A 24,509-nucleotide genomic window follows, 5' to 3' on the forward strand; every position below is an offset into this window, starting at 1 on the left:
CGGCGCACCTGACGCGCTCCTGACAACAACTCCCCGGAGACACCATGAAATTCGGCCCCATCGCCGCCGCCTGCCTTTCGCTCGCCCTGAGTTCTGTCGCCATGACGTCGGTCGCCTTCGCGCAGACGACCATGAAGATCAGCATCTCCACCGCGCAGAACTCCCACCAGGGCGTGGCCATCGACACCTTTGCCAAGGAAGTCGAAAAGCGCACCGGGGGCCGCTACAAGGTGCAGACCTTCTACAACGGCGCGCTCGGCGGCGAGCGCGAGTCGATCGAGGCGGTGCAGCTGGGCACGCAGGAGCTGGCCTTCTCGTCCACGGGCCCCATCCCCAACTTCGTGCCCGAGACCAAGATCCTCGACGTGCCCTTCCTGTTCCGCGACAAGGCCCATGCGCGCGCCGTGCTCGACGGCCCCATCGGCCAGGACATGCTCACCAAGTTCGACGCCAAGGGCTTCAAGGCGCTGGCGTGGGCCGAAAACGGCTTTCGCCACATGACCAACAGCAAGCGCGACGTGAAGGTGCCCGAAGATCTGAAGGGCCTGAAGATGCGCACGATGGAAAACCCGGTGCACATCGCCGCCTACAAGGGCTTCGGCATCATCACCACGCCCATGGCCTTCCCCGAGGTGTTCACCGCGCTGCAGCAAGGCACGGTCGACGGCCAGGAGAACCCGTTGCCGGTCATCATTTCGGCCAAGTTCGACCAGGTGCAAAAGCATCTGTCGCTTACCGGGCACGTGTACTCGCCCTGCATCTTCCTGATGAACAAGGCTAGCTTCGACAAGCTCAGCGCAGCCGACAAGACGGCGTTCCTCGAAGCCGCCAAGGAAGGCACCAAGGTCAACCGCGCGCGCGTGGACGAAGACGACGCCAAGGGCGTGGCCGACCTGCGCGCCAAGGGCGTGACGGTGATCGACAACGTCGACAAGGCCAAGTTCGTTGCCGCGCTAGCGCCGGTCAATGCCCAGTTCGAGAAGGACTTCGGCAAGGCCAATCTCGACAAGATCCGCGACTACAAGTGAAAGACAAGTTCCTGGGCATCGAGCGCTGGACCACCGGCTTCTCGATGCTGATGGCCTGCGCGATGCTGGTCGTGGCGTCGGCGCTGGGCGTGTTCCAGATCGTCACCCGTTTCGTGCTGGAGCAACCGGCCGAATGGAGTGAGATTTTGATTCGCGTGAGCCTCATCTGGATGGTCTTCATGGGCATTCCGATGGCGTTTCGCCAGGGCGCGATGGTCAGCGTGGACGTGCTCTACCGCTGGAGCCCGCCGCGCATGCGCCGCGTGCTCGACGCGGTGGTGAGCCTGGCGGCGTTGGCGCTGATGCTCGTCATTCTGTGGTGGGGCTGGGACTACGCCATGCGCGGGCGCGTGCAGTCGATGGCCGGGCTTGAAAGCCTGTCGATGGTGTGGGCCTACCTGGCGCTGCCGGTGGGTTCGGTGTTTTGCCTGTTCGGCATCGTTGGTAATTTTCTCGACCCCAAGCGGCTCGAACTGGAGACCGCGCAATGAGTGTCGTGATGGTTGCAACGATGGTGCTGTGCTTTGCACTGTCGATTTCCGTGGCGGTGTCCATCGGGCTCTCGTCGATCGTGGGCATTCAGGTCACCAACGCCAACATGCTCATCTCCGTGAAGGAGATGTTCAACTCGATCAACAAGTTTCCGCTGGCGGCCATTCCGTTCTTCATTCTGGCGGGCAACCTGATGGAAACCGGCGGCATCTCGCGCCGGCTGGTGGAGTTTGCCAAGAGCATCGTGGGCGGCGTGCAGGGCGGCCTGCCCATGACCTGCGTGCTCACCTGCATGATCTTTGCGGCGGTGTCGGGCTCGTCGGTGGCCACCACCTTTGCGATTGGCGCCATCCTGATTCCGGCGCTCATCAAGCACGGCTACCCCGCGTCTTACGCGGCGGCCCTGCAGGCCACCAGCGCGGAGCTGGGCGTGATCATTCCGCCGTCGATTCCCTTGATTCTTTACGGCGTGAGCGCCGAGGTGTCCATTGGCGAGCTGTTCATCGCGGGCTTCGGCCCCGGCATTCTGATCAGCCTGGCGCTCATGTTCTTCGTGTGGGCCTACTGCAAGTGGAAGGGCTGGGGCAAGACCGACGGCGAAGGCCGCATGCCCTTCGGCCGTGCGCTGTGGCAGGCCGGCTGGGCGCTGCTGATGCCGGTGATCATTCTGGGCGGCATCTACGGCGGCATCTTCACGCCGACCGAGGCCTCGGCCGTGGCGGTGTTCTACGCGCTGGTGGTGGGCGTGGTGATCTACCGCGAGATCAAGCTGACCGACCTGTACGTGATCTTGCGCAAGTCGGTGATGTCGTCGGCGGTGATCATGTTCATCATTGCCAACGCGGGGCTGTTCGCGTTTCTGATCACCCGCGCGGGCGTGCCCGACGCCATTGGCCACTGGCTGCAGGAGGTGCTGAAGTCTCCGGCCATGTTCCTGCTGGGCGTGAACGCGGCGCTGTTCGTGATTGGCATGTTCATCGAGACCAGCGCGGCCATCATCGTGCTGGCGCCGATTCTGGCGCCGGTGGCGGTGCACTTCGGCATCGACCCGGTGCACTTCGGGCTGATCATGGTGGTGAACCTGGCGCTGGGCATGATCACGCCGCCCTTCGGTGTGAACCTGTTCGCGGCCTGCACGGTGGCGCGAATATCGCTGGACCGCATCGTGCGGCACCTTGTGCCTTTCGTGCTGGTGATCCTGGCGTGCCTGATGGTGATCACCTATGTGCCGTGGGTGTCGCTGGCACTGCGCGACCTGGTCTACGCCAAGTAGCAATCAACGGCGCAGGTACACGCTGGGCGGCACGCCCAGCGTGCGCCGGAACATGGCGGTGAAGGCGCTCGGGCTCTCGTAGCCGTGCGACAGCGCCACGTCCAGAACCGACGCGCCGGCGGCCAGCTTGGGCAGGCTCAACAGCAGCCGTGCCTGCCGGCACCACGCCCCGAAGTTCATGCCCGTCTCGCGCTGAAACAGGCGCGCGAGCGTGCGGCTGTTCATGTGCAGGCGCAGCGCCCAGGCGTCGAGCGAGGCGGGCAGCGAGGGGTCGCGCACCAGTTCTTCGCACAGCGCCGCCAGGCGCGCATGGCGCGGCATGGGCACATGCAGCGACAGAGCAGGCGCGGCCTCGATCTCGTCGAGCATCAGCTCCATCACACGTTCGTCGCGCCCGCCCGGTGCGTAGTCCAGCGGCAGCGCCACCGCCGTGACGATGAGCGCGCGCAGCAGCTCGCCCACATGAATCACGCGGCATTGGCTGCCCAGGTCCGCGCGCATGCCGGGCTCGACGAACACGGTGCGCATGCGCACCTCGCCCGCCATGCGAATCTGATGCTCCATGCCGCCGGGCACCCACACGCCGCGCCCGGTCGGCACCACCCAGCTTCCGGCCGCCGCGCTCACGAGCATCACGCCGGAGATGGCGTGAATCAGCTGCCCGCGACGGTGCGTGTGCGGCGGAATGAAGGCGTCCCCCGCGGGGTCGGTCGCCAGCACCGCGACGGCGCGCGGGGTCGACTCGCCTTCTTCGGGGCGCAGGTTGATTGCTTTGTCCATTTCTCGACGATGAATGCCAATTCGTAGAGAGAACATCTTCGCACGGCTTCCTACGATGCTTTTTTCACCAGGAAACGAAAGAAGCGACCCTCATGAACAAGCGCCGACTCGGGCTGCTCACCGGCACCCATGCCGTCAACGACCTTTACCAGGGCCTGGTGCCCGCGCTGCTGCCCTTCATGGTGCTGGAGCGCGGCTACAGCTACACGGCCGCGGCCGGGCTGATGCTGGCGGCCACCGGCCTGTCGAGCGTGGTGCAGCCGCTGTTCGGCCTGTATGCCGACCGCCATCCACGCAGCTGGCTGGTGCCCACCGGTTTTCTGGTGGCGGCACTGGGCGTGGTGCTGGCGGGCGTCAGCCAGAGCTACCTGCTGACCTGGATCGCCATTGCGCTGTGCGGCCTGGGCATTGCGGCGTACCACCCGCCGGCCACGGTGGCCGCGCGCGCTGCCGGCGGTGCTTCGCAGAAGGCAATGAGCGTGTTCTCGGTGGGCGGCACCATCGGCGCTTCGTTCGCGCCGGTGCTGGCGGCCACGGTGGTCGGCGGCGGCAGCCTGTCGCGCAGCTACCTGCTGGGGCTGCCCGCGCTGGCCATGGGCGTGGTGTGGGTGGTGGCGAACGCGGGGGGCCAGCGTGCCTCGGTTGCAGCGGCCGCAGCTGCACGCCAGGCCGCCAGTCATCTGCTGAAGCCGCATAACGACTGGCGTGCCTTCGGCGTGCTGGTGGCGACCATCGTGGGCTGGTCGATTCCGTATGTCACGGTGCTGTCGATGCTCTCGTTGCGCATCACCCGCGACCTGCACGGCACCGCGTTTCAGGGTGCGGCGGCGCTCACCGCCTTCACCGCGTTCGGTGCCGTGGGCACGCTGCTGGGCGGCTGGCTTGGCGACCGCATCGGCCGCATGGGCACCATCCGCGCGGGCTACCTGTTCGCGTTGCCGGCCATGGCGGGCCTGGTGCTGGCGCCGAACGCGGCCTGGGCGCTGGCCTGTACTGCGCTGTTGGGCATGTGCATGTTTCTGCCTTTCGCGGCGCAGGTAACGCTGGCGCAGGACTACCTGCCGCGCAACCCGGCCACGGCCAGCGGAATCACGCTGGGGCTGGCGCTCTCCGTGGGCGGGCTGGTGTCACCGCTGTTCGGCATGCTGTCGGACGCACGCGGGCTGGGGGTCACGCTGACGACGGTGTTGTGCGTGCTGTGCGTGGCGACGGGGCTGGCGCTGCGGTTGCGCAACCGGACGGTGCCGGTGGTGCCGATGGTGCCGGTTGAGGAGGAAGCTGCCACCGCCTGAAACATGGCGTGAATGCGAGCCTGACCACTTAAACCAAACGGTTCATGAAGATGTCACCGCATGCAACGATGCTTCAGCCCCCGATCCCAGAAAGCTGTGGCTGCCATGCTCCCCACCAAGACCGACAAGGCGCGCGACGAACTCCAGGGCGACCAGCGCACGCTGAGCCAGCGCGAGCGTGCGTTGCTGCTGATGGCCGATGGCCGGCGTTCGCTGACGGACTTCAGTCCGTTGTTCACCACGCGGGGTGAGGCCGAGCAGGTGCTGCTGGCGCTGGTGCAGCGGGGTTACCTTCACGACCCGCATGCGGCGGCTGTTGCAGCATCGGCAGCCGCACAGGTGGCGCAGGCTGCGGCGGCCGCTGTAGCTGCTGTGGCCGAGCCGATCCAGGTCAGCATGTCGGCCGACACCTTCGACGGCAAGCGTTCGCTGGCCACCACGCGCATGTTCCTGTTCGACATGTGCGAGCGCATGTTCGTGCGCCGCGACCCAAAATTTGCGCTGCAGATGCGCGACGCCCTGCGCGAGGCGCGCGACCGCGAGGCCATGCTGACCATTGCGGCGCTGATGCTGTCGGAGGTCGAGAAAAGCGCGGGGCCGGAGCGGGCCGAATCGTTGCGCGAGCGTATCGATCGGTTGTTGCCGCCGGCTGAGGTTGTTCATTGAACGGTTGAAGTTCGTCGATGTTCTGTTCAGGGCGACGCTCACGCCGACGGGGTGCCTTGCTCCGCGAATGTCCTCCGGCCTGCGGCCTCCCCCTTTATTTCGCTGCGCAAGGCACCCCATCGACGTGAGCGTTTTCAGAGCCGGGGTTGATCGGCGGAACACCAGCAGCGTGCCCTGGTGCACAGGGCGTCGGGTACTCCCCGCAGCGAAATAAAGGAGGAGGGCGAAGCCCGGGGGACATTCGCGGAGGGGAGTACCCGGCGGCCTGTGCACGCGCCCTGAATCCTTGAATCCCTGAGCAACCGCAACCCAGCCCCGATCCACTACACTCGCCCGGGTCAGGAGAGAGCCCCGCGTGACGGGGCCGCCGAAGGCGCAGGGATTCCCCGAACGCTCAGGCAAAAGGACTGACAAGACGCCGGTGAACACCGGCGTTTCCTTGCTGGAGAGAGGCCGTTGCCAGACAACAGCCCACCGAAGGAGCAAACCCCGATCGTGGGGCGAATCTCTCAGGTAAAGCGGACAGCAGGGGTGGCCCATGGCTTGCGTCATGGATTTCGTCTGCCCCTTTGGAGTGCCCCATGGCCTCTTGCGCATCTGCTTCCGACACCCTCCTCAAGACGCCCCTGCACGACCTCCACCTGGAGCTCGGCGCCCGCATGGTGCCCTTCGCCGGCTACTCGATGCCCGTGCAGTACCCCGCCGGCCTCATGGCCGAACACAAACACACACGCGACGCGGCCGGCCTGTTCGACATCTCCCACATGGGCCAACTGCGCCTGACGGGCCCCGACGCCGCCGCCGCCTTCGAAACCCTGATGCCCGTCGACGTCATCGACCTGCCCGTCGGCAAACAGCGCTACGGCCTGCTGCTGAACGACGAAGGCGGCATCCTCGACGACCTGATGTTCTTCAACGAAGGCAACGGCTCGCTCTTCGTGATCGTCAACGGCGCCTGCAAGGTGGCCGACATCGCGCACATTCAGCAGAAGATCGGTGCGCGCTGCGCGGTGCAGCCCCTGCCCGACCACGCCCTGCTCGCACTGCAGGGCCCGCAAGCCGCCGCCACGCTGGCGCGCCTGTCCCCCGGCATCGAGCGCTTCGTGTTCATGACCGGCGGTGCGGTGAAGATAGGCGGCATTGCATCCTTCGTCACCCGCAGCGGCTACACCGGCGAAGACGGCTTCGAGATCTCCGTGGCCGCCCAGGACGCCGACGCCCTCGCCCGCCTGCTGCTGGCCCAGCCCGAAGTCAAGCCCGTGGGCCTGGGCGCGCGCAACTCGCTGCGCCTGGAAGCCGGCCTGTGCCTGTACGGCAACGACATCGACACCTCCACCACGCCGGTCGAAGCCTCACTGAACTGGGCGATGCAGAAGGTGCGCCGCACGGGCGGCGCGCGCGAAGGCGGCTTTCCGGGCGCGGCAAAAATACTGGCGCAGCTCACCGCCGCCACTGCGCTCGCCGCCGGTCACACCGACCACGACACGCTCAAGCGCAAGCGCGTGGGCCTGGTGGCACTGGAGCGCATTCCGGTGCGCGAAGGCAGCGTGCTGCAGTCCTTCGAAGGCCAAGACATCGGCATCGTCACCAGCGGCCTGCTCGGCCCCACGGCCGAGCGCTGCATCGCCATGGCCTATGTGGCCACCGCTTTCTCGGAGCCGGGCACGCGCGTGCAGGCCATCGTGCGCGGCAAGCCGGTGCCAATGGAAGTGTCCACCATGCCTTTCGTTCCCACCCGCTACTACCGCGGTTGAAGGACACCGAGCCCCGTTAGGCTCTGCACCCCGAAACATTTTTTCCACGAGGAGTTTTCCATGAGCATCAAGTACACCAAGGACCACGAATGGGTGTTGGCCGAAGGCGGCGCGGCCACTGTCGGCATCACCGTGCATGCGCAGGACGCGCTGGGCGACGTGGTGTTCGTCGACCTGCCTGAAGTGGGCAAGAGCTTTGCGCAAGGCGAAGTTGCCGGCGTCGTCGAATCGGTCAAGGCCGCCGCCGACGTGTTCATGCCCGTGTCGGGCGAAGTTGTCGAAGTGAACGAAGCGCTGCGCGCCGACCCCTCGCTCGCCAACAGCGACCCGCTGGCCAGCGGCTGGTTCTTCAAGGTCAAGCTGAGCGAACCCGCGCAGCTCGACGCCTTGCTGGACGCGGCTTCGTACGACCAGTTCGCCGCCGAATCCTGAAATGATGTTTGCCCCTCGGCTTGCCACTTCGTGTGCTTCTCCATCCCCCGTGGGGAAGGCGCGGTCCGCCTTGGGGCGGCCCGGCGGCGACCGCTGAGTTCTTTTATTAACGCCGATAGACAGTCACCGCCATGCCGACGCCCGCCCTTCCCTCTTTGCAAGAACTAGAGAACGCCGAAGAATTCCTTGCCCGCCACATCGGCATCGATGCGGCGGACGAGGCGCGCATGCTGCCGGTGATCGGCTCGGCCACGCGCGCGGAGCTCATCGACGGCATCGTGCCCGCGGCCATCCGCCGGAACAAGCCGATGCGCCTGCCCGCGCCGGTGACCGAGGCCGACGCGCTGGCCGAGCTGAAGGTGATGGCATCGAAGAACAAGGTGTTCAGGAGCTTCATTGGCCAGGGCTACTACGGCACGCACACGCCGGGCGTCATCCTGCGCAACGTGCTCGAAAACCCCGCCTGGTATACCGCGTACACGCCCTACCAGGCCGAAATTTCACAGGGCCGCATGGAAGCCCTGCTCAACTTTCAGACGATGGTGTGCGACCTCACGGGCATGGCCATCGCCAACGCGTCGATGCTGGACGAAGCCACGGCCGCGGCCGAGGCCATGACGCTGGCCAAGCGCAGCGTCAAGAGCAAGAGCAATGTGTTCCTGGTGTCTGGCGACTGCCATCCGCAGACCATCGAGGTCATCAAGACCCGCGCCGCGCCGCTGGGCATCGAGGTGAAGGTGAGCACCGTGTCGGAAACGCTGCCGCACCTGATGGTGAGCGGCGAGTTCTTCGGCGTGCTCGCGCAGTACCCCGCCACCACCGGCCACGTGCACGACCTGCGCCCGCTCGCGGGCCATGCGCACCAGTGCGACGCCGCCTTCATCGTGGCGGCCGACCTGCTGGCGCTCACGCTGCTGGTGGCGCCCGGCGAGTTCGATGCCGACATCGTCTGCGGCACCACGCAGCGCTTCGGCATGCCGCTGTGCAACGGCGGCCCGCACGCCGCCTATCTGGCCTGCCGCGATTCTTTCAAGCGCTCGCTGCCGGGCCGCCTGGTCGGCGTGAGCGTGGACACCCACGGCCAGCCCGCCTACCGCCTCGCGCTGCAGACGCGCGAGCAGCACATCCGCCGCGAGAAAGCCACGTCGAACATCTGCACCGCGCAGGTGTTGCCTGCCGTGGTGGCCAGCATGTACGCCGTGTACCACGGGCCCGACGGCCTCACGCGCATTGCGCAGCGCGTGGCCGTGCTCACCGCCATCCTCGCCAAGGGCCTGTCGCAGATGGGCCGCGAGCCGGTGAACACCACCGCCTTCGACTCGCTGACCATTCGCACAGGCGACGACACGCACACCATCCTGGAGCGGGCGCAGGCCGGCGGCGTCAACCTGCGCCAGCGGCTGCAGCAGCACCTGGGCATCTCGCTGGACGAGACCACCACGCGCAACGACATCGAAACGCTGTGGGCGCTGTTCGTGCCCGCCGGCACCGCGATGCCGCGCTTCGACGACCTGGCTGCCCACACCACGCCGCTGATTCCCGACGACCTGCGCCGCACCAGCGCCTTTCTCACGCACCCGGTGTTCAACACCCACAAGAGCGAAACCGCCATGCTGCGCTACATCCGCAGCTTGAGCGACAAGGACCTGGCGCTCGACCGCACCATGATCCCGCTGGGCAGCTGCACCATGAAGCTCAATGCGACCAGCGAGATGATCCCCATCACCTGGCCGGAGTTCGCCAACATCCACCCGTTCGCACCCGCCGACCAGCTGCAGGGCTATGCCCAGCTCGACGCCCAACTGCGCGCCTGGCTGTGCGAGGCCACCGGCTACGCGGGCATCAGCCTGCAGCCCAATGCGGGCTCGCAGGGCGAGTACGCGGGCCTGCTGGCCATCAAGTCCTTTCATGAGGCCAAGGGCCAGGGCCACCGCAACATCTGCCTGATTCCTTCTTCCGCGCACGGCACCAACCCCGCCAGCGCGCAGATGGTCGGCATGCAGGTGGTGGTGACGGCCTGCGACACGCAGGGCAACGTCGACATGGACGACCTGAAGCGCGCCTGCGAAAAGCACAGCGACAAGCTGGCCGCCGTGATGATCACCTACCCCAGCACGCACGGCGTGTTCGAAACCCGCGTGAAGGAACTGTGCGAACTGGTGCACGAACACGGCGGGCGTGTGTACGTGGACGGCGCCAACATGAACGCGCTGGTCGGCGTGGCCGCGCCGGGCGAGTTCGGCGGCGACGTGAGCCACCTGAACCTGCACAAGACCTTCTGCATTCCGCACGGCGGTGGCGGCCCGGGCGTGGGCCCGGTGTGCGTGGTCGAAGACCTGGTGCCCTACCTGCCGGGCCATGCCACGGCCGGTGTGCCGTCGCACGGCGTGGGTGCCGTGTCGGCCGCGCCGCTGGGCAACGCGGCCGTGCTGCCGATCAGCTGGATGTACTGCCGCATGATGGGCGCCAAGGGCCTGCAGGCCGCGACCGAAACGGCCATCCTGAGCGCCAACTACATCAGCGCGCGCCTGAAGGACCACTACCCCACGCTGTACGCAAGCCCCAACGGGCACGTGGCGCATGAATGCATCCTGGACCTGCGCCCGTTGAAGGACACCAGCGGCGTCACCGCCGAAGACGTGGCCAAGCGGCTCATCGATTACGGCTTTCACGCGCCCACGCTGAGCTTTCCGGTGCCGGGCACGCTGATGGTGGAGCCGACCGAGAGCGAGCCGCTGGCCGAGCTCGACCGCTTCATCGACGCGATGATCGCCATCCGCGGCGAGATCCGCCGCATCGAGGAAGGCGTCTGGCCGAAGGACGACAACCCGCTCAAGCACGCACCGCACACCGCGGCCAGTTTGCTGGGCAGTGAATGGAGCCACCCGTATGCGCGCGAACTCGGCGCCTACCCGCTGGCCGCGCTGAAGAACGCGAAGTACTGGCCGCCCATCGGCCGCGTCGACAACGTGTATGGCGACCGCAACCTGTTCTGCAGTTGCCTGCCCGTGGGCGACTACAAGGAAGCCGAAGCGGCCTGAAGGCCCGCGCGAATTGTCCCGGCGGGAACGAGGCGCGCGCCGCTCAATGCGCCCGCTGCGCCACGCGCGCCACCATCTCGTCCATGCGTGACAGAAACAGCTTGAGCAGGGGCGAGGCGTTGGCCTTGTGATAGCCGACGACCAGGTCGATGGCGGGCGCCTCGCCCTTCGACGGCCCCACAGACTTCAATGGGCGGCTCACCACCGACGCCGGCAGAAAGTTCAACGCATACACCGGCAGCAGTGCCACGCCGCGCGTGGACGCCACGAGCGAAATTGCCATCGCCAGGTTGTCGGCCTCGTGGACCGGCGTGATGGCGAGCCGATGGTGCTTCAGGTAGCTGTCGATCACCGCGCGCAGCGCGGGCGCGGTGTTCGACACCTGAACGAAGTTCTCTTTCGCCAACGCGCGCGGGTCGATCGACTTGCGCGCCGCCAGCGCATGGTCGCTGCGCAGCACCACCAGCAGCGGCTCGCGCGTCACCAGCTTGAACGCCAGGTCCGGCATGTTCGGCTCGCGGCGCATGAACGCCAGGTCGAGCTTGCCGCGCAGCAGCGCGTCGGCCAGGCTCGGCGAATACTGGCTCTGCACCGTGACCTCGATCAGCGGCAGCTCGTCGCGCAGCGTGCGCATGACCTCTGCGAGCCAGTCGATCTCCTGGCCCGTGAGGAAGCCCAGCGCAAACGTGGTCTTGGCCGGTGTGGCCGCGCGGCGCGCCGCTTCGCCGGCCGCCTCGACCTGCGACAGCGCCAGCCGCGCATGGTCGAGAAAGGCCTTGCCCGCGGCGGTCAACTCGACGCCACGCGCGCTGCGGCTCAGCAGCGGCGTGCCGACCTCGTATTCGAGGTCGCGAATCTGCCGGCTCAGCGAGGGCTGCGCGGTGTGCAGCCTGCGCTCGGCCGCGACCGTGAAGCTGCCTTCTTCGGCCACGGCAACAAAGTAGCGCAGATGGCGCAGTTCCATGGGTCGGCTCCATGCCTGTGAGGTATGGGGCCGAGCTTACAAAGTCTTTGTGAAGCGTGCATGCGGGCCCTAGATTAAGTCTCATGCAAAGGCATATCGCCAACGCACCCCCGGCAGGCGGAGATACCTCCCACGTCTGCCTCAAAGGAATCTCCATGCATTCGCTCCAAGGAAAGACAGCCCTCGTCACCGGCGCCTCGCGCGGCATCGGCCGTGCCAGCGCACTGGCCCTCGCCAAGGCCGGCGCGCGGGTGCTGGTGCACTACAGCAGCGGCGCAGCCGAGGCCGAAACCGTCGTCGCCGACATCCGCCAGGCTGGCGGGCGCGCCGATGCGCTGAAGGCCGACCTGGGCGCGCCCGACGGGCCGCACACGCTTGCGCGCCAGGTGCGCGAAGTGGTCGGCGAGCGGCTCGACATCCTCGTGGCCAACGCCGGTGTGTCGGTCGGCGCAACCATCGAAGAAACCACCGTCGACGATTTCGATCGCATGTTCGCCGTCAACGTGCGCGCGCCCTTCTTCCTGGTGCAGCAACTGCTGCCGATGCTGGGCAAGGACAGCAGCGTCGTGCTGGTGTCGTCGCTTGCCGCGCATGCCTCGGTGGGCGCGCTGTCGGCCTATGCGGCCACCAAGGGCGCGATCGATACGCTGGTGAAGCACTTTGCCTCGGCCCTCGGCGAACGCGGCATCCGCGTGAATGCAGTGGCACCGGGCGTGGTCGAGACCGACATGTCGAAGTTCGCGAAGACCGACGCGGGCCGCGACTTCACGCTCTCACTGCAGGCGCTGAAGCGCGTGGCGCAGCCCGACGACATTGCCGGTGCCGTCGCGTTCCTTGCGTCGGACGCATCGCGCTGGATCACGGGCGACACACTGCGTGTCGATGGGGGCTCCAAGCTCTGAGCGCAACGAAGGCGCCGAGGCGCGCGCTGGCACGCTAGTGGTTAACACCGCCCCGGCGTTCATTGACTCATCGAAAAGGTCGCACTTAAAATTTGCGCACAGGTTCAGATTTAAAGACCATCTGTAAGATGGCTTTGTCGCGCCTGCATGGTTTGCATCGTCTTCTTGCGGATTATTCCAATGGAGACAACTGTGCAACCCAACGCGATCAAGATCCGCGGCATCGACGATGTCATCGCCTACCTGGATTCACGCCAGGGCATCGTCGGGCGGGCCGCCGTCATCTGGTGGCTCGCACTTGGCGGCCTCTTCCTCGACGCCTTTTCCAACTCCGCACTGAGCGCGGGCCTCGGGCCCATGACGCGCAACCTCTCGCTCACCGCCGCGCAGGTGGCGCTGATGACGTCCATGGCCTCGTGGGTTGCCATTGCGTTCAACCCCATCGGCGGCTGGATGGCCGACCGCTGGGGCCGCATCCGCCCGCTGATCCTCGCCAAGCTGCTCGCCGTGATCGGTGCGGTGCTGGTGGTGTTCGCACCCAGCTTCGAGATGATTTTGGTGGGCCGCTTCTTCGTGGGCGCGGCCTACGGCATCGACTTCGCCATTGCGATGGCGGTGCTCGCGGAGTTCACGCCGGCCAAGCTCAAGAGCCGGCTGAACACCTGGCAGGGCATGTGGTACGCCGCGGTGTGCACCAACCTGCTGCTGGCGCTCATGTTCTATTCGTGGGACGTGGGTGACTCCATCTGGCGTTATTCGGTGGCGGCCACCGCGGTCTTCGGCGTCACCATCCTCGTGCTGCAGTTCGTGCTGCTCGTGGAAAGCCCGGTGTGGCTGGCGCGCAAGGAGCGGCTCGACGACGCCGCCAAGGCCATGAGCCGCATCTACGGACAGCTGTTCGTGGCGGCACCCAAGAACGAGCGCCTGCCTGTCATGAACCAGGCGCGCCGCGGCGCGGCCAACGTGCTTCTGATCTTTCGCGGCGTGTACCTGCAGCGCACCATCCTGGCGGCAACGGTGCAGATCGGACAGTCGATCCAATACTTCGCGGTGGGCTGGTACCTGCCGCTGATCAGCGCCACGCTGTTCGGCAGGGACTTTGCGCAGGCCACCATCGGCGCACTGGCGTTCAACGTGTTCGGCATCTTCGGCGGCTTTCTTTCGCCGTGGATCGGCCGCAAGCTGGGTCTGCGTCGCGCGTCGGCCTTCGGCTTTGCGATGGTGTTCCTCATGCTGCTCACGCTGGGCCTGTTCCATGGCCACATGCCGCTGTGGCTGGCGGTGACGGTGCCGTCGCTCTTCATCCTGTTCCACTCGGGCGGGCCGGGCGCCAACGGCAAGAGCCTGTCGTCGCTGTCGTTCCGCAGCGAGCTGCGCGCGGGCGCCAACGGCATCATCGGCGCGCTCGGCTCCATGGGCGCGGCGCTGGGCCTGCTGGTGTTCCCGCTGTTCCGCGAGAAGTACGGGCTGGACCACACCTTCCTCATTCTGTCGGTGGTGCCGCTCATTGCCAGCGTGATCTGCTTCGTGATCCGCTGGGACCCGACCCGCACCACCATCAACCCCGACAACGAAGACGGCGCGCCGCAGTTCGAGGAAGACGCGCGCCCGCTGCGCGAAACCCTGCATCCAGCCGTGGGAAAAATGAACCGATGAAGTCCACCATCGAGGACGTGATCCTCTCCATCGACGAAGGCACCTCGGGCACCCGGGCCGCCGTCGTCGGGCGCAACGGCCATGTGTCGTGCCTCGAGTACGCGCCCCTGCAGGTCGACACGCCGCGCCCCGGCGTGGTCGAGCAGGACGCCAACACCATCCTCGACAAGACCCTGGCCGTGTGCCGCACGACCATTGCGCGCGCCCGGGCCGAGAGCAAGCGCATCGTGGCGCTCGCGATCGCCACGCAGCGCTGCTCGGCCGTGCTGTGGGACACCCACACCGGCCGCGCGCTGGTGCCCGCCATGGTGTGGCAGGACACGCGCTACGTCGACGAACTGGACAAGCTGGCGTCGCAATGGGACCGGCTGCTGGTCAAGCAGATGGGCCGCCCGGTCGGCGTGCGCTCGCCCTACCTTTGGGCCACGCACCACCTGCGCGAAACGCCCGCCGTGGCACAGGCCTTCGAGCAGCGCCGGCTGGCCTTCGGCACCATCGACAGCTGGCTGCTGTGGCACCTGTCCGACGCACGTGCCTGCGTGACCACGCCCACCAACGTGACCTCCGGCAGCGCCTATGTGCTGGCCGAACACCGCTACCAGCTCGACTGGATCGGCGCGCTCGGCTTTCCCGCCGAGTTGCTGCCCGAACTGCGCGAGGACGCAGACCAGTTCGGCCGCACCCGCGCCGACCTGCTGGGCATCGACGTGCCCATCCTCGCCTGCGCCGGCGACCAGCACGCGGGCGCCATCGGCCTGGGCTGCCTCGACCGCGAACAGGCGATGTGCGTGCACGGCACGGGCAGCTTCGTCGACGTGATCACCGGCCCCGTTCAGCCCGCCAACGCCGGCCTGCACGACGGCACCCTCACCATGACGGCGCGGCGCGCGCAGGGCGTGTCGCACTTCGCGGTCGAGACCTTCGTGGCCACCACCGGCTCGGCGCTCAACTGGGTTTGCGAAAAGCTCCAGTGGTTCGACAACGCGGCGCAAATCAGCACGCTGGCGGCGACCGCGGGCAGCGCGCGCGACGTCACTTTCATTCCGGCACTCACCGGACTGCGCGTGCCCGCGATGGAGGCCGCCGCGCGTGCCTCGCTCACGGGCATCTCGATGGCCACCACACGCGCCGAAGTGGCGCGCGCCATCCTTGAAGGCATCGCGCATTCGGTGGCCTCGTGCATCCAGTCGAACGAGGAAGTCTCTGGCGTGCGTGTGTCCGAACTCTTCGTGGGCGGCGGGCTGTCGGGCAGCTCGACGCTGCTGCAGATTCAGGCCGATCTCACCGGCATGCCCGTGCGGCGCATGGCCGAGGCCGACCGCGCCAGCCTGCGCGGCATTGCCTTCCTGGCCGGCTCGTCGGGCCTGCTCTGGGACTCGCTGCAGCAGGCGCGCGACACGCTGGTTACCGACGCCGTGTTCGAACCCTCCGTCGATGCCGCGCAACGCCACGCGCGCAGAACCTTGTGGCATGCCCGCGTTGCGTCAGAGCTCGCGCATGCACGCCATTTCAAGAACCTTTGCAAAGGAGAACTCCCCTCATGATGGGTTTGCTATCCCTGCGGTCCGGCAAGGACCGGGCCGACATGACAACCACCGAGCCATTGCGGCTCGACCGGCAGGATCAGCTCGCGCGCCTGGCCGACGAACAGTTCGACATGCTGATCGTCGGCGGCGGTGTCACCGGCGCCTACGCCGCGCTCGACGCCAGCCTGCGCGGCTACCGCGTGGCGCTGGTCGAGAAAGACGACTTCGCCTTCGGCACGTCGTCCAAATCATCCAAGATGGTTCACGGCGGGCTGCGCTACATCGAGCAGGGCAACCTCGGGCTGGTACGCCACTCGCTGCTGGAGCGCCAGCGCCTGCGCCGCAATGCGCGGCACCTGGTGCAGCGGCTGCCCTTCCTGTTTCCGGTGATGGAGCGCGAGGGCGTGTTCGACAAGCGCCTGGCCAAGGCCTTCGAGAGCCTGCTGTGGACCTACGACATCGCGGGCGGCTGGCGCGAGGGCATCCTGCACCAGAAGCTGACCAAGGCCGAAGTGCTGTCGCACTGCCCCACGTTCAAGGACGAGCACCTGACCGGCGGCTTCATGTACTTCGACGCGCGGGTGGACGACGCGCGGCTCACGCTCAACATCGCGCGCACCGCCGCCTTTCATGGGGCGGCCGTGCTCAACCATGCAAAGGCCGTGGAGATCACCCGCAACGCGCACGGCAAGGTCGACGGTGCCGTGGTGCAGGCCGACGACCGCGAGATGCGTGTGCGCGCGCGCGTCGTCGTCATGGCCACCGGTGTGTGGCTGCGCGACTGGGACGGTCGCAAGAAGAACGAAGAAAAAACGCTGAACGTGCGCCCCGCCAAGGGCGTGCACGTGGCCATTCCGTGGCTGAAGATCCGCAACGACTGCACCGTGACCATTCCGGTGCCCGGGCGCAACCGGCGCGCGACCATCACGCGCTGGGGCGACGTGTCGTACCTGGGCACCACCGACGAAGACTACGAAGGCAACCTCGACGACGTGTGCTGCACACGCGAGGAACTCGACTTTCTGCTCGACGGCGCGCGCTCCGCGCTGAAGACCGACCTGTGCGCCGAAGACGTGGTCGGCAGCATCGCCGGCTGCCGCCCGCTGGTGGCTCCCGCCGGTGCAGCCGGCGGCAAGACGCTGGAGATCAAGCGCAACCACCAGATCCGCACCGCACCCGACGGCCTGCTGACCATCGTCGGCGGCAAGCTCACCACATCGCGCCACATGGCCGAGCAGACCATCGACGCCGCACAGAAAGTGCTGGGCCAGCGCAACGGCTGCAAGACCAGGTCGGCCTTTCTGCTGGGTGCTGCGGGCTACGACGCGCAGGCTATCACCGCATCGGGCGGCATGGCCGCGCACCTGGGCGAACGCTACGGCACCGAGGCGCGCTTTGTCACCGACATCCTGCAGGCCGACCCCGGCCTGCAGCGGCCCATCGTCGAAGGCCTGCCACACAGCGAGGCCGAGATCGTCTACGCGGTACGGCACGAACTCGCACGCACCGTCGACGACGTGCTGTCGCGGCGCATCCGCGCGCGCCTCATGGCGCGCGACGCATCCGGGCGCGCTGCGGCCCGCGTGGGCGACATCCTCCAGGCCGAACTGGGCCTGTCCACCGCCGAGACGGCCCGGCAGGTAGCCAGCTACCGCGCGGCCATCGCGCATGAAAAATCCATCCTTATGGGAGTGAAGTAAATGATCAGCAAAGACGCCATCCAGCGCGGCTACAACCGCCGCAACTACGTCGTCGGGGCGCACACGCCACCGGCCTACGCCAAGACGATCACCGCGACCGACGGCCCGCCCGGCCTGCAGCGCGCGCCGGTCTCCGTGGCTCCCGCGCACACCGAGGCGCTGCGCAAGGTGGCCGACGAAGTGCTCACCGCCGCCGCTGACGTGGTGACGTGGACGCGCGACTGGTGGGCCGGCTCGATGGTCAGCGAAACCGGCGGCAAGCCGGCCACGCCGCAGGCCGTGATCGTGCGCGTCTCCACGGTCGAGCAGATCCAGGCCGTGATGCGCATCGCGCATGCGGCGGCCATTCCGGTCACCGTGTCGGCCGGCCGCAGCAACGTGACCGGCGCGGCGCTGCCGGTGCGCGGCGGCATCGTGCTGGACGTGTGCGAACTCAACAAGTTCATCGGCTTCGATGCCCACAGCCAGATCGTCGAGGTGGAGGCGGGCATGTTCGGCGACGTGTTCGAGGAAACCATTCAGCGCGAGCATCAAATGACCATGGGCCACTGGCCCTCTTCCTTCGGCATCAGCACGGTCGGGGGCTGGGTGGCCTGCCGCGGCGCGGGCCAACTGTCCACGCGCTACGGAAAGATCGAGGACATGGTCTTCGGCATGGACGTGGTGCTGGCCGACGGCAGCCTCGTCACCGTGGGTGGCTACTCGCGCGCGGCCGTGGGCTCCGACCTGCAGCAGCTGTTCATCGGCTCCGAAGGCACGCTGGGCGTGATCGTGCGCGTGCGGCTCAAGCTGCACCGCTTGCCCGACTACGGCCGCGCCATCGCCTACGGCTTCGACAGCTTCGCCAGCGGCCTGGAGGCCTGCCGCGAGATCATGCAGCGGGGCGCCAACCCGGCCGCGCTGCGGCTGTACGACGCGCTGGAAAGCAAGGTGCAGTTCGAGCTGGCGGACACGCACGTGCTGCTGATCGCCGACGAAGGCGCGCCCGAGATGGTCGATGCCGTCATGACCATCAGCGAACGCGCCTGCAAGGAACTGGGCCGCGTGCTGGACGGCCCGGCCATCTTCGAACGCTGGCTCGACACCCGCTACCTCACCGGCAAGAGCGCCGAAGGCTTCAAGCGCAGCCCCGGCTTCGTGGCCGACACGCTGGAGATGAGCGGGCGTTGGAGCGACCTGCCCGCCATCTACGACGAGGTGGTGGCCGCCATCAACGCCGTGCCCGGCACCCTGGCCGGCTCGGCGCACCAGTCGCACGCCTACGTGGACGGCGCCTGCCTGTACTTCTCGCTGCGAGGCGAAGTGGATGTGGCAGACCGCGCGCGCTGGTACCGCGCCGCCTGGGACGCGGCCAACGCCGTGCTGGTGCGCCACAATGCCGCGCTGAGCCACCACCACGGCGTGGGGCTGCTGCGTGCGCCCTACATGGCCGACTCGCTGGGCAGCGCCTTCCCGGTGCTGCAGGCCATCAAGCGCACGCTCGACCCGAAGAACATATTGAACCCGGGCAAGCTCGGCCTCACCGACGAACTGTCCCCCCACGCAGACTGAGTTTCAACGAATGGACCGCTCCCTTGGCGCGCGCCTTGCGCGGCACCCGATCATCGCAACGCTCTACGGGGCGGAGCAGATCGACGCCTTCATCGACAGCGCGAGCGAGATCGCCATCGTCGCGAATGTGGAACTGCGCAAGCTGCAAGGCGTGGTGTCGACCATCACGCGGGCGGGCAAGATCGCCATCGTCAACATCGACAGCTGCGAGGGCATCTCGCCCGACAAGGGCGGCGTGGAGTATCTGGCCGAAATCGGCGCGACCAGCCTGGTGTCCACCCGCGTGGCCACCATCCAGCGCGCCAACCGGGCAGGCCTGCTGACGATGCAGAAGGTGTTCGTGACCGATCGCTCCACATGGCCGCGCAGCGTGAAGGCGCTGGAGCAGAGCGACCCGAACCTGGTGCAGCTGATGCCGGCACCCATGCTCTCGCACATTGCCATCAAGGAGCGCAACGCGCTGCCGCCCATCGTGGCCTCCGGCTTCGTGAGCACGCACAACGATGTGCGCAGCGCGCTGGCCGCCGGCGCGGTGGCGGTGTCGACCAGCGACACCGTGATGTGGAGCCTGGACGTGCAGGCGCTGCTGAAGGGCGGCTGAGGGGCGGCTGAGGGGGTCCCGCTCGGGGGCTTCAGGGCTGCTTCAGGGCTGCTTCTTCTTCGCCACGTCCCCCGTGGCGATCTGCTGACGCAGCCCGCGCAGGCTGGCCTTCACCTTGCGCTCGTTCTCCGGCCCCATGCGCACCATGATCTTCTGGCCGGAGGACATGGCCTCCAGCTGCGGATCGACGTACTCGTAGCGCACCCAGGGCCGCTGCGAAGGCACCTCGCCCTTCACCTCGACCAGGCGCACCAGCACCGGGCCTTGGGGTTCGGGCGCCTGCAGCAGGTGATCGATCACCGCGATGAGCCGGTCGTTGAAATACTTCCCCGGATAGCCCAGCTCTTCATACGACTGCTGAAACAGCGGATAGAGCCTGGCGTAAACGGCCGCGGCCTTGGCCGGGTCGATGGACTGCGCCAGCAGAACGAAGGCGTTGTAGCGCGCGGCGTTGTTGGCCGAGATGGCCTGCGCCTCGCCCTGCCCTTCGGCAATGAAGCGCTGGCCCGTGGGCTGCACCGGCCATGCGTTGGCCGGCGCGTGTTCGCGCGCCAGGTTGTCGACCGTGGACACGAAGCGGTTCACGACGCCGTCGGAGCGCAAGAAGGCCTGGGCGTTCTTCGCGCCGAGCAGGTCGGCCAATGCCTTCATCACGCGCGAATCTGAATCGGCCAGCTTGGGCAAGGCGGCATCGGGCGGCGCGAGCGCATCGACCGGGTTCTGCGGGCCCGAGGGTTCCACCGCGGCGGGTGGCGGTGGCGCGGGTGCGTCGTTGGCCGCGGCGGCAACCGGCGTGGGCTCGGCGGGCTTCAGCTGTTGCTGCTGGTACCAGCGCCAGCCGAAGAATGCGGCGGCAAGCAGCACCAGCACAGCGATGACGATGGCGCCGGTGGGCGTTTCGCGGCGGGGTCTGAAGTCGGAAGGGTTGCGGTTGTCACGGGAATCGCGCGTATCGCTGTCGGACATGAGGTCGGGTTCCTTGCGATGAATGTCAGGGGAGGCGAATGACGATGGTGCACCCATTCGGGCCGCACCCTGCCATGTCGTCGTAACGCCCTGTGACGCGCCGGCCGTTCGGAAGTTCACCCGGCCGACGAAGCCGCTGCCTGCACCGGCGGCGGCTCGGCCCGGTTCTTAGCCTCGCCGAGTTCGCACGCCAGCTGCGGGATCGAGTGCGCACCCACGATGTTCCAGAAGGTCTTGATGTTGTAGAACAGCGCGTAGCGCACGCTGCGAATCTTCGGTTCGTTGTCGCTCGGCGGCACGAAGAAATTGGTGATGGAGCGCACGAATGCGAGCGCCTCGCCGCGTTCGTAGATGCGGTCGATCTCGAGCAACCTGGCGTTTGACTCCCGCACGTTTTCCTCAACGCTGTAATAGCCCGTCACAGGCGATGGGTCGAATGCATACACGCGTTCGACGCGTGGCACATCGGCATCCGCCGGCAGCGCATACGCGAATTGCTGGGCGAGGCCGCCACCCAGCGAGTGGCCTGTGGCATAGAGCTTCACCCCGCCGCCGCTTCGCAGGTATGCATAGCGCGGATCGGCGGCCCGCTCCTTGTACCTGGCAACGAACGCCTTTACGAAGGCCTTTTGGATCGTCGTGTACTCGTCCTCGCGCTCCGGCAGGAACCAGCGGATGTTCGACAACCAGTCGGACGCGTTGGTAAACACTGTTCCGCCGAACGCGACCACCATCCGACGCGTGGCCGGATGCTCCCAGACCTCGACGCGCAAGTGCGCCTTGCTCAGGCGCTGGGTGAGGTCACCGTCCTGCGGGCCTGGGAATTCCTCCCATCGGTACCAGCGGGCACCTTCCAGCACTTCGTCGGGCCTCGGGCAGTCGCGCTCTGCTTTCAGGCTCTGCGCGCCGCCCGACCCACTTTCCAGCCTGGGAGGCTCGGGCGCTATACCGGTGGCCTCGACGTAGTGCGCGTTGTAGGCCCGCGTGCTCAGCCATGCGTACTCCCAGTGCTTCCTGGCCTCGACACCCACATCAACGGAGTGGCCCAGCACGCGCTCGCCCGGCTCCCGCGACAGCGCAGCTTCTTGTGGCTGCGTCAGGCTGACGCAACCGTGTAGCAAGCACAGCACCAGCGCGCCGGCACCCGCTCCGAGCAGGCGCCACATGATGTAAGGAGCCGACCGGCTCCTGCTCGATTTCTGCGATGACATCCAGACCTCCCGATTTCTGCCGCAATCCGGCCGGGTGCAGGCTATCGCATGAGGTGAATGCCTTCATCCCTCTTTCATGTGAGCCGCTCAGCCCGCGAGCCGCACCACATGCGCCTGGCGCGGATCGACCTTGCCCGCATGCAGGTCGGCAATCACGGCCTGCGCATGCGCGAAGCCTTCGCCCTGCGCCAGCGTCATCCAGCGGTTGCCGGGAAGGCTGAGTTCTGCGATGAAGCGGCCCTGCGCTTCGTTGAAGCGGCGGTTGACCTCCTGCGGGCCCCAGTCGGCATTGCGCTTGCTGATTTGCACCGGCGCAAAGTAGAGCTGCGGCGCGGGACCGGGCAGCGCGCCGGTGTCGCCAAGAAACGCGGTGTTCTGCGCCGAGCCCGCATAGCAGTCGTAGACCAGCGCGTCGCCGAAGTGATGGTGCACGGTGGCGCGCAGATCGTCGTTGCCCGAGAAGTCGACGTACAGCGTGGGCACCTCGCGCGCCATCGTGGTCAGCTCTTCATAGGCCACCGTGCGGCTGTAGCAGCCCAGGCCTTGCACGAACGCGCGGTTGGCGTTGGACGTGGCCGCGACCAATTCAAGCCCTTCGCGCGGGCCGAGGCAGAAGGCCGTGCCGAACGCCGTCTTGCTCGAGGCGCTCGACACCACCACCTGCCGCGCGCCGAAGAAGCCGTTGTCTTCCAGGAAGTCGGCCAGCATGAACGAGGTGATGAACAGCGGGCGCACCAGCATCTGGTAGTCCTCCAGCGCGGCGACGTAGCCTGCGTCCTGGCTGCAGCGCATGTACTGGTTGTAGGCCGACACCAGGCCGGCACGGTGCGGCGCGCCGTCGTAGAAGCCGCGTGGCGTCACGCGCACGGGCTGCATGCGCAGGTGGCTCGCGATCGGAAAGTAGCCGTAGAAGCGCTCGCCCACCGCCACTCCCTCGGCGTTGGACGCCGCCACGTCGGCAAAGCCCCAGGCCGGCATGTGGCCCCAGTCGGCATGGCCGGTCGGAAAGAACTGCCAGTACTTCATGACCGCGTCGCCGAAGGCCGCGTAGGTGATGTTGTTGGTGGTCAGCGCGAAGCGGCCGATCTTCATCAGCACCTCGCCGGGCTGCAGCGCGCCGCTGTCCGGCGTGGTCAGCACACGGGTGGTGCCTAGGGCGTTCTTGCGCGTTTCGAGGCGGGTTAAAGTGAATGCGTTGTTCATTCGCAAACTGTAGGGCGGCCCGTTTCATCGCGGGTTCGGAAACCCGCCGATGCCGCACGCACCCCGCTCCAAGCCCCTGAAACGCCCCACGCAAGCCCGCGGCAAGTTCACCGTGCAGGCGATCTACGATGCCTTTGTTCGGATTTGGAACGCGCACGGCTGGAACGGCGTGACCACCCGCGCCGTGGCGCTGGAAACCGGCATTGCGGTGGGCACGCTGTACGACTACTTTCCCGACAAGGAGGCGCTGCTCTCGGGCTATGTGCGCCACTGCATCGAGGCCCTGCTCGCGCGGCTCGACGCCGAGGCGATCGCGCCGACCGACCTGAGCTGGCAGGAGCGCGTGAGTCGCCTCGTGCACATCACCTGCGACACGCAGCCCAATGGCCTGCCCGCCTTCGACCACGCGATGCTGATGCTCGAGCACCGCGTGGCGGAGCCCAAGCACCACCGGCGCGTGTACGACGAACTGGCCGGCCGATGGCTGCAAGCCTTCGCAGCCTGCACGGACCTGCAGCCACAGCCCTCACCCGCCACGGTTCATGCGCTGCTCACCGCCGCATGGGGCGGGCGCCGCTACCGGCTGCTGGTGCAGCCTGAAGCCAGCGACGGTGAAAGTGCCAGTGCAGGAGCCAGTGCCGGTCCCAGTGGCACTGCCAGTGCCACTGGGACCGCGAGTGGGTCGGCGAAATGCAGGCGATGGTGATGGCCCGCCTGCTCACGCGTTCTTCGGCACGCTGAGCGACTGCAGCCAGGCCACCGTGGCCTGCAGCTCGGCCGGGCGAAGCTCGTGCGCACCCGGAAAGTCCGCGCCCGACAACGCCAGCGGCAGCGTGCGCGCCAGGTCGCGCGTGGTTTGCGCGGCACTTGGCGGAATGACGTTGTCAGCGCTGCCGTGGCTCACCCACAGCGCCTTGCCTTCGAAGGCCTCGGGCAGCGCCATGTGCGGCACCACCTGCGGCAGCAGCCGGCTGTGCCACACCATCGCTGCGCGCACTGTCTCCGGCTTGGTCAGCAGCAGCGACAAGGCCATGATGCCGCCCTGGCTGAAGCCACCGACGACCACGCGCTCCGGCGGCACGCCGAGCTGCTGCGCGGCCGAGGCCACCATCTCGCCGATGAGGAAGCGGCTCTCGCGCTCCTGTTCTTCATCGATGTGGCGCTCGCCGTTGGCCAGCACCTGGAACTCGAACCAGGCGTAGGCGTCGGGCGACAACACGTAAGGCGCGCGCAGGCTCAGCACATGAAACTGCGGCGGCAGCATGCGCGCCAGGCCGAACAGGTCCTGCTCGTTGCTGCCGACGCCGTGCATCAGCACCAGCAGCCAGGGTTCGCGCACCGAAGGCTGGGCGGCATGTTCGAGGAACTTGAGGGGCAGGTGGAGTTGGGTCATGGTTCAGGCGTGCGGGAAAAACAGGAACGAAACGAAGGCACTTTTCTTCATGCGACCACCATTCGATCTTCGGGCGAT

The 24,509-nt window shown here is 67.3% G+C and carries 21 protein-coding genes and 2 riboswitches; of the genes, 15 read left to right on the plus strand and 6 right to left on the minus strand.

From position 1 onward, the window contains the following. The first annotated feature begins 101 nt into the window (after nt 1-101). From VLK31_RS20930 to VLK31_RS20940, 3 genes are read left to right on the plus strand one after another with little or no spacing between them, the layout of a single operon-like run. Nucleotides 102-1,028: a TRAP transporter substrate-binding protein gene (locus VLK31_RS20930; RefSeq protein WP_409170530.1), complete on the plus strand. Its 927-nt coding sequence runs from the start codon at nt 102-104 to the stop codon at nt 1,026-1,028. Next, nucleotides 1,025-1,519, plus strand: coding sequence for a TRAP transporter small permease (locus VLK31_RS20935; RefSeq protein ID WP_409170358.1), 495 nt, complete (start codon nt 1,025-1,027; stop codon nt 1,517-1,519). Before VLK31_RS20930 ends, VLK31_RS20935 begins: the two co-directional genes overlap by 4 nt. Continuing rightward, complete coding sequence (locus tag VLK31_RS20940; protein WP_409170359.1) at nt 1,516-2,793, plus strand: TRAP transporter large permease; 1,278 nt, start codon at nt 1,516-1,518, stop codon at nt 2,791-2,793. The genes VLK31_RS20935 and VLK31_RS20940 overlap by 4 nt, the downstream gene beginning before the upstream one ends. A 3-nt stretch (nt 2,794-2,796) precedes the next feature. Here VLK31_RS20940 and VLK31_RS20945 read toward each other — a convergent pair whose 3' ends face one another. Continuing rightward, nucleotides 2,797-3,573 (minus strand): AraC family transcriptional regulator, encoded by a 777-nt coding sequence (locus VLK31_RS20945; RefSeq protein ID WP_409170360.1) that lies wholly within the window; start codon nt 3,571-3,573, stop codon nt 2,797-2,799. A 92-nt stretch (nt 3,574-3,665) separates the two neighbouring features. On the opposite strand from VLK31_RS20945, the gene VLK31_RS20950 reads away from it, so the two are divergent. The 5 genes from VLK31_RS20950 (at nt 3,666) to gcvP (ending at nt 10,758) form a co-directional block, all read left to right on the plus strand. Then, nucleotides 3,666-4,865, plus strand: coding sequence for an MFS transporter (locus VLK31_RS20950; RefSeq protein WP_409170361.1), 1,200 nt, complete (start codon nt 3,666-3,668; stop codon nt 4,863-4,865). 105 nt (nt 4,866-4,970) lie between these two features. Beyond that, entirely contained in the window at nt 4,971-5,531 is a 561-nt protein-coding gene (locus VLK31_RS20955) for a hypothetical protein (protein ID WP_409170362.1), read from the plus strand. A gap of 329 nt (nt 5,532-5,860) precedes the next feature. Then, nucleotides 5,861-5,951: riboswitch (glycine riboswitch) on the plus strand. Between the two features lie 12 nt (nt 5,952-5,963). Further along, a riboswitch (glycine riboswitch) is annotated at nt 5,964-6,067 on the plus strand. A gap of 45 nt (nt 6,068-6,112) precedes the next feature. Further along, the gene (gene gcvT, locus VLK31_RS20960; RefSeq protein ID WP_409170363.1) at nt 6,113-7,285 is read left to right on the plus strand and encodes a glycine cleavage system aminomethyltransferase GcvT; all 1,173 of its coding nucleotides are present in this window, start codon (nt 6,113-6,115) and stop codon (nt 7,283-7,285) included. Between the two features lie 60 nt (nt 7,286-7,345). Next, nucleotides 7,346-7,717, plus strand: coding sequence for a glycine cleavage system protein GcvH (gene gcvH / locus VLK31_RS20965; RefSeq protein WP_409170364.1), 372 nt, complete (start codon nt 7,346-7,348; stop codon nt 7,715-7,717). A gap of 131 nt (nt 7,718-7,848) precedes the next feature. Next, nucleotides 7,849-10,758 carry an aminomethyl-transferring glycine dehydrogenase gene (gene gcvP / locus VLK31_RS20970; protein ID WP_409170365.1) on the plus strand — a complete coding sequence of 970 codons (2,910 nt, stop codon included), beginning with the start codon at nt 7,849-7,851 and terminating at the stop codon, nt 10,756-10,758. 43 nt (nt 10,759-10,801) lie between these two features. Here gcvP and VLK31_RS20975 read toward each other — a convergent pair whose 3' ends face one another. Continuing rightward, nucleotides 10,802-11,722 (minus strand): LysR family transcriptional regulator, encoded by a 921-nt coding sequence (locus VLK31_RS20975; RefSeq protein WP_409170366.1) that lies wholly within the window; start codon nt 11,720-11,722, stop codon nt 10,802-10,804. A gap of 155 nt (nt 11,723-11,877) precedes the next feature. On the opposite strand from VLK31_RS20975, the gene VLK31_RS20980 reads away from it, so the two are divergent. The 6 genes from VLK31_RS20980 (at nt 11,878) to VLK31_RS21005 (ending at nt 19,658) form a co-directional block, all read left to right on the plus strand. Further along, nucleotides 11,878-12,624, plus strand: a complete 747-nt coding sequence (locus VLK31_RS20980; RefSeq protein ID WP_409170367.1) for an SDR family NAD(P)-dependent oxidoreductase — start codon at nt 11,878-11,880, stop codon at nt 12,622-12,624. A 192-nt stretch (nt 12,625-12,816) separates the two neighbouring features. Further along, entirely contained in the window at nt 12,817-14,280 is a 1,464-nt protein-coding gene (locus tag VLK31_RS20985; protein WP_409170368.1) for an MFS transporter, read from the plus strand. Beyond that, entirely contained in the window at nt 14,277-15,824 is a 1,548-nt protein-coding gene (locus VLK31_RS20990) for an FGGY family carbohydrate kinase (protein WP_409170369.1), read from the plus strand. Before VLK31_RS20985 ends, VLK31_RS20990 begins: the two co-directional genes overlap by 4 nt. After that, on the plus strand, nt 15,821-17,506 hold the full coding sequence (locus VLK31_RS20995) for an FAD-dependent oxidoreductase (RefSeq protein ID WP_409170370.1): 1,686 nt from the start codon (nt 15,821-15,823) through the stop codon (nt 17,504-17,506). The genes VLK31_RS20990 and VLK31_RS20995 overlap by 4 nt, the downstream gene beginning before the upstream one ends. Beyond that, nucleotides 17,507-19,057 (plus strand): FAD-binding oxidoreductase, encoded by a 1,551-nt coding sequence (locus tag VLK31_RS21000; RefSeq protein WP_409170371.1) that lies wholly within the window; start codon nt 17,507-17,509, stop codon nt 19,055-19,057. 10 nt (nt 19,058-19,067) lie between these two features. Then, nucleotides 19,068-19,658, plus strand: a complete 591-nt coding sequence (locus tag VLK31_RS21005; protein WP_409170372.1) for a glycerol-3-phosphate responsive antiterminator — start codon at nt 19,068-19,070, stop codon at nt 19,656-19,658. Between the two features lie 42 nt (nt 19,659-19,700). Here VLK31_RS21005 and VLK31_RS21010 read toward each other — a convergent pair whose 3' ends face one another. From VLK31_RS21010 to VLK31_RS21020, 3 genes are all read right to left on the minus strand, one after another. After that, nucleotides 19,701-20,624: a DUF3014 domain-containing protein gene (locus VLK31_RS21010; protein ID WP_409170373.1), complete on the minus strand. Its 924-nt coding sequence runs from the start codon at nt 20,622-20,624 to the stop codon at nt 19,701-19,703. Between the two features lie 116 nt (nt 20,625-20,740). Continuing rightward, the gene (locus tag VLK31_RS21015; protein ID WP_409170374.1) at nt 20,741-21,790 is read right to left on the minus strand and encodes a lipase family protein; all 1,050 of its coding nucleotides are present in this window, start codon (nt 21,788-21,790) and stop codon (nt 20,741-20,743) included. A 132-nt stretch (nt 21,791-21,922) separates the two neighbouring features. Further along, on the minus strand, nt 21,923-23,038 hold the full coding sequence (locus tag VLK31_RS21020; RefSeq protein WP_409170375.1) for a DUF2855 family protein: 1,116 nt from the start codon (nt 23,036-23,038) through the stop codon (nt 21,923-21,925). Between the two features lie 49 nt (nt 23,039-23,087). Between VLK31_RS21020 and VLK31_RS21025 the strand changes: the two genes are divergently transcribed. Further along, complete coding sequence (locus VLK31_RS21025; RefSeq protein WP_409170376.1) at nt 23,088-23,744, plus strand: TetR/AcrR family transcriptional regulator; 657 nt, start codon at nt 23,088-23,090, stop codon at nt 23,742-23,744. Between the two features lie 12 nt (nt 23,745-23,756). Here the strand turns inward: VLK31_RS21025 and VLK31_RS21030 are convergent, their stop codons facing one another. Then, nucleotides 23,757-24,431: an alpha/beta hydrolase gene (locus VLK31_RS21030; RefSeq protein WP_409170377.1), complete on the minus strand. Its 675-nt coding sequence runs from the start codon at nt 24,429-24,431 to the stop codon at nt 23,757-23,759. Nucleotides 24,432-24,509: the final 78 nt, after the last annotated feature.

The sequence above is a fragment of the Variovorax sp. H27-G14 genome (genome assembly GCF_046156345.1).
In the GTDB taxonomy this organism is placed as follows: Bacteria; Pseudomonadota; Gammaproteobacteria; order Burkholderiales; family Burkholderiaceae_C; genus Variovorax.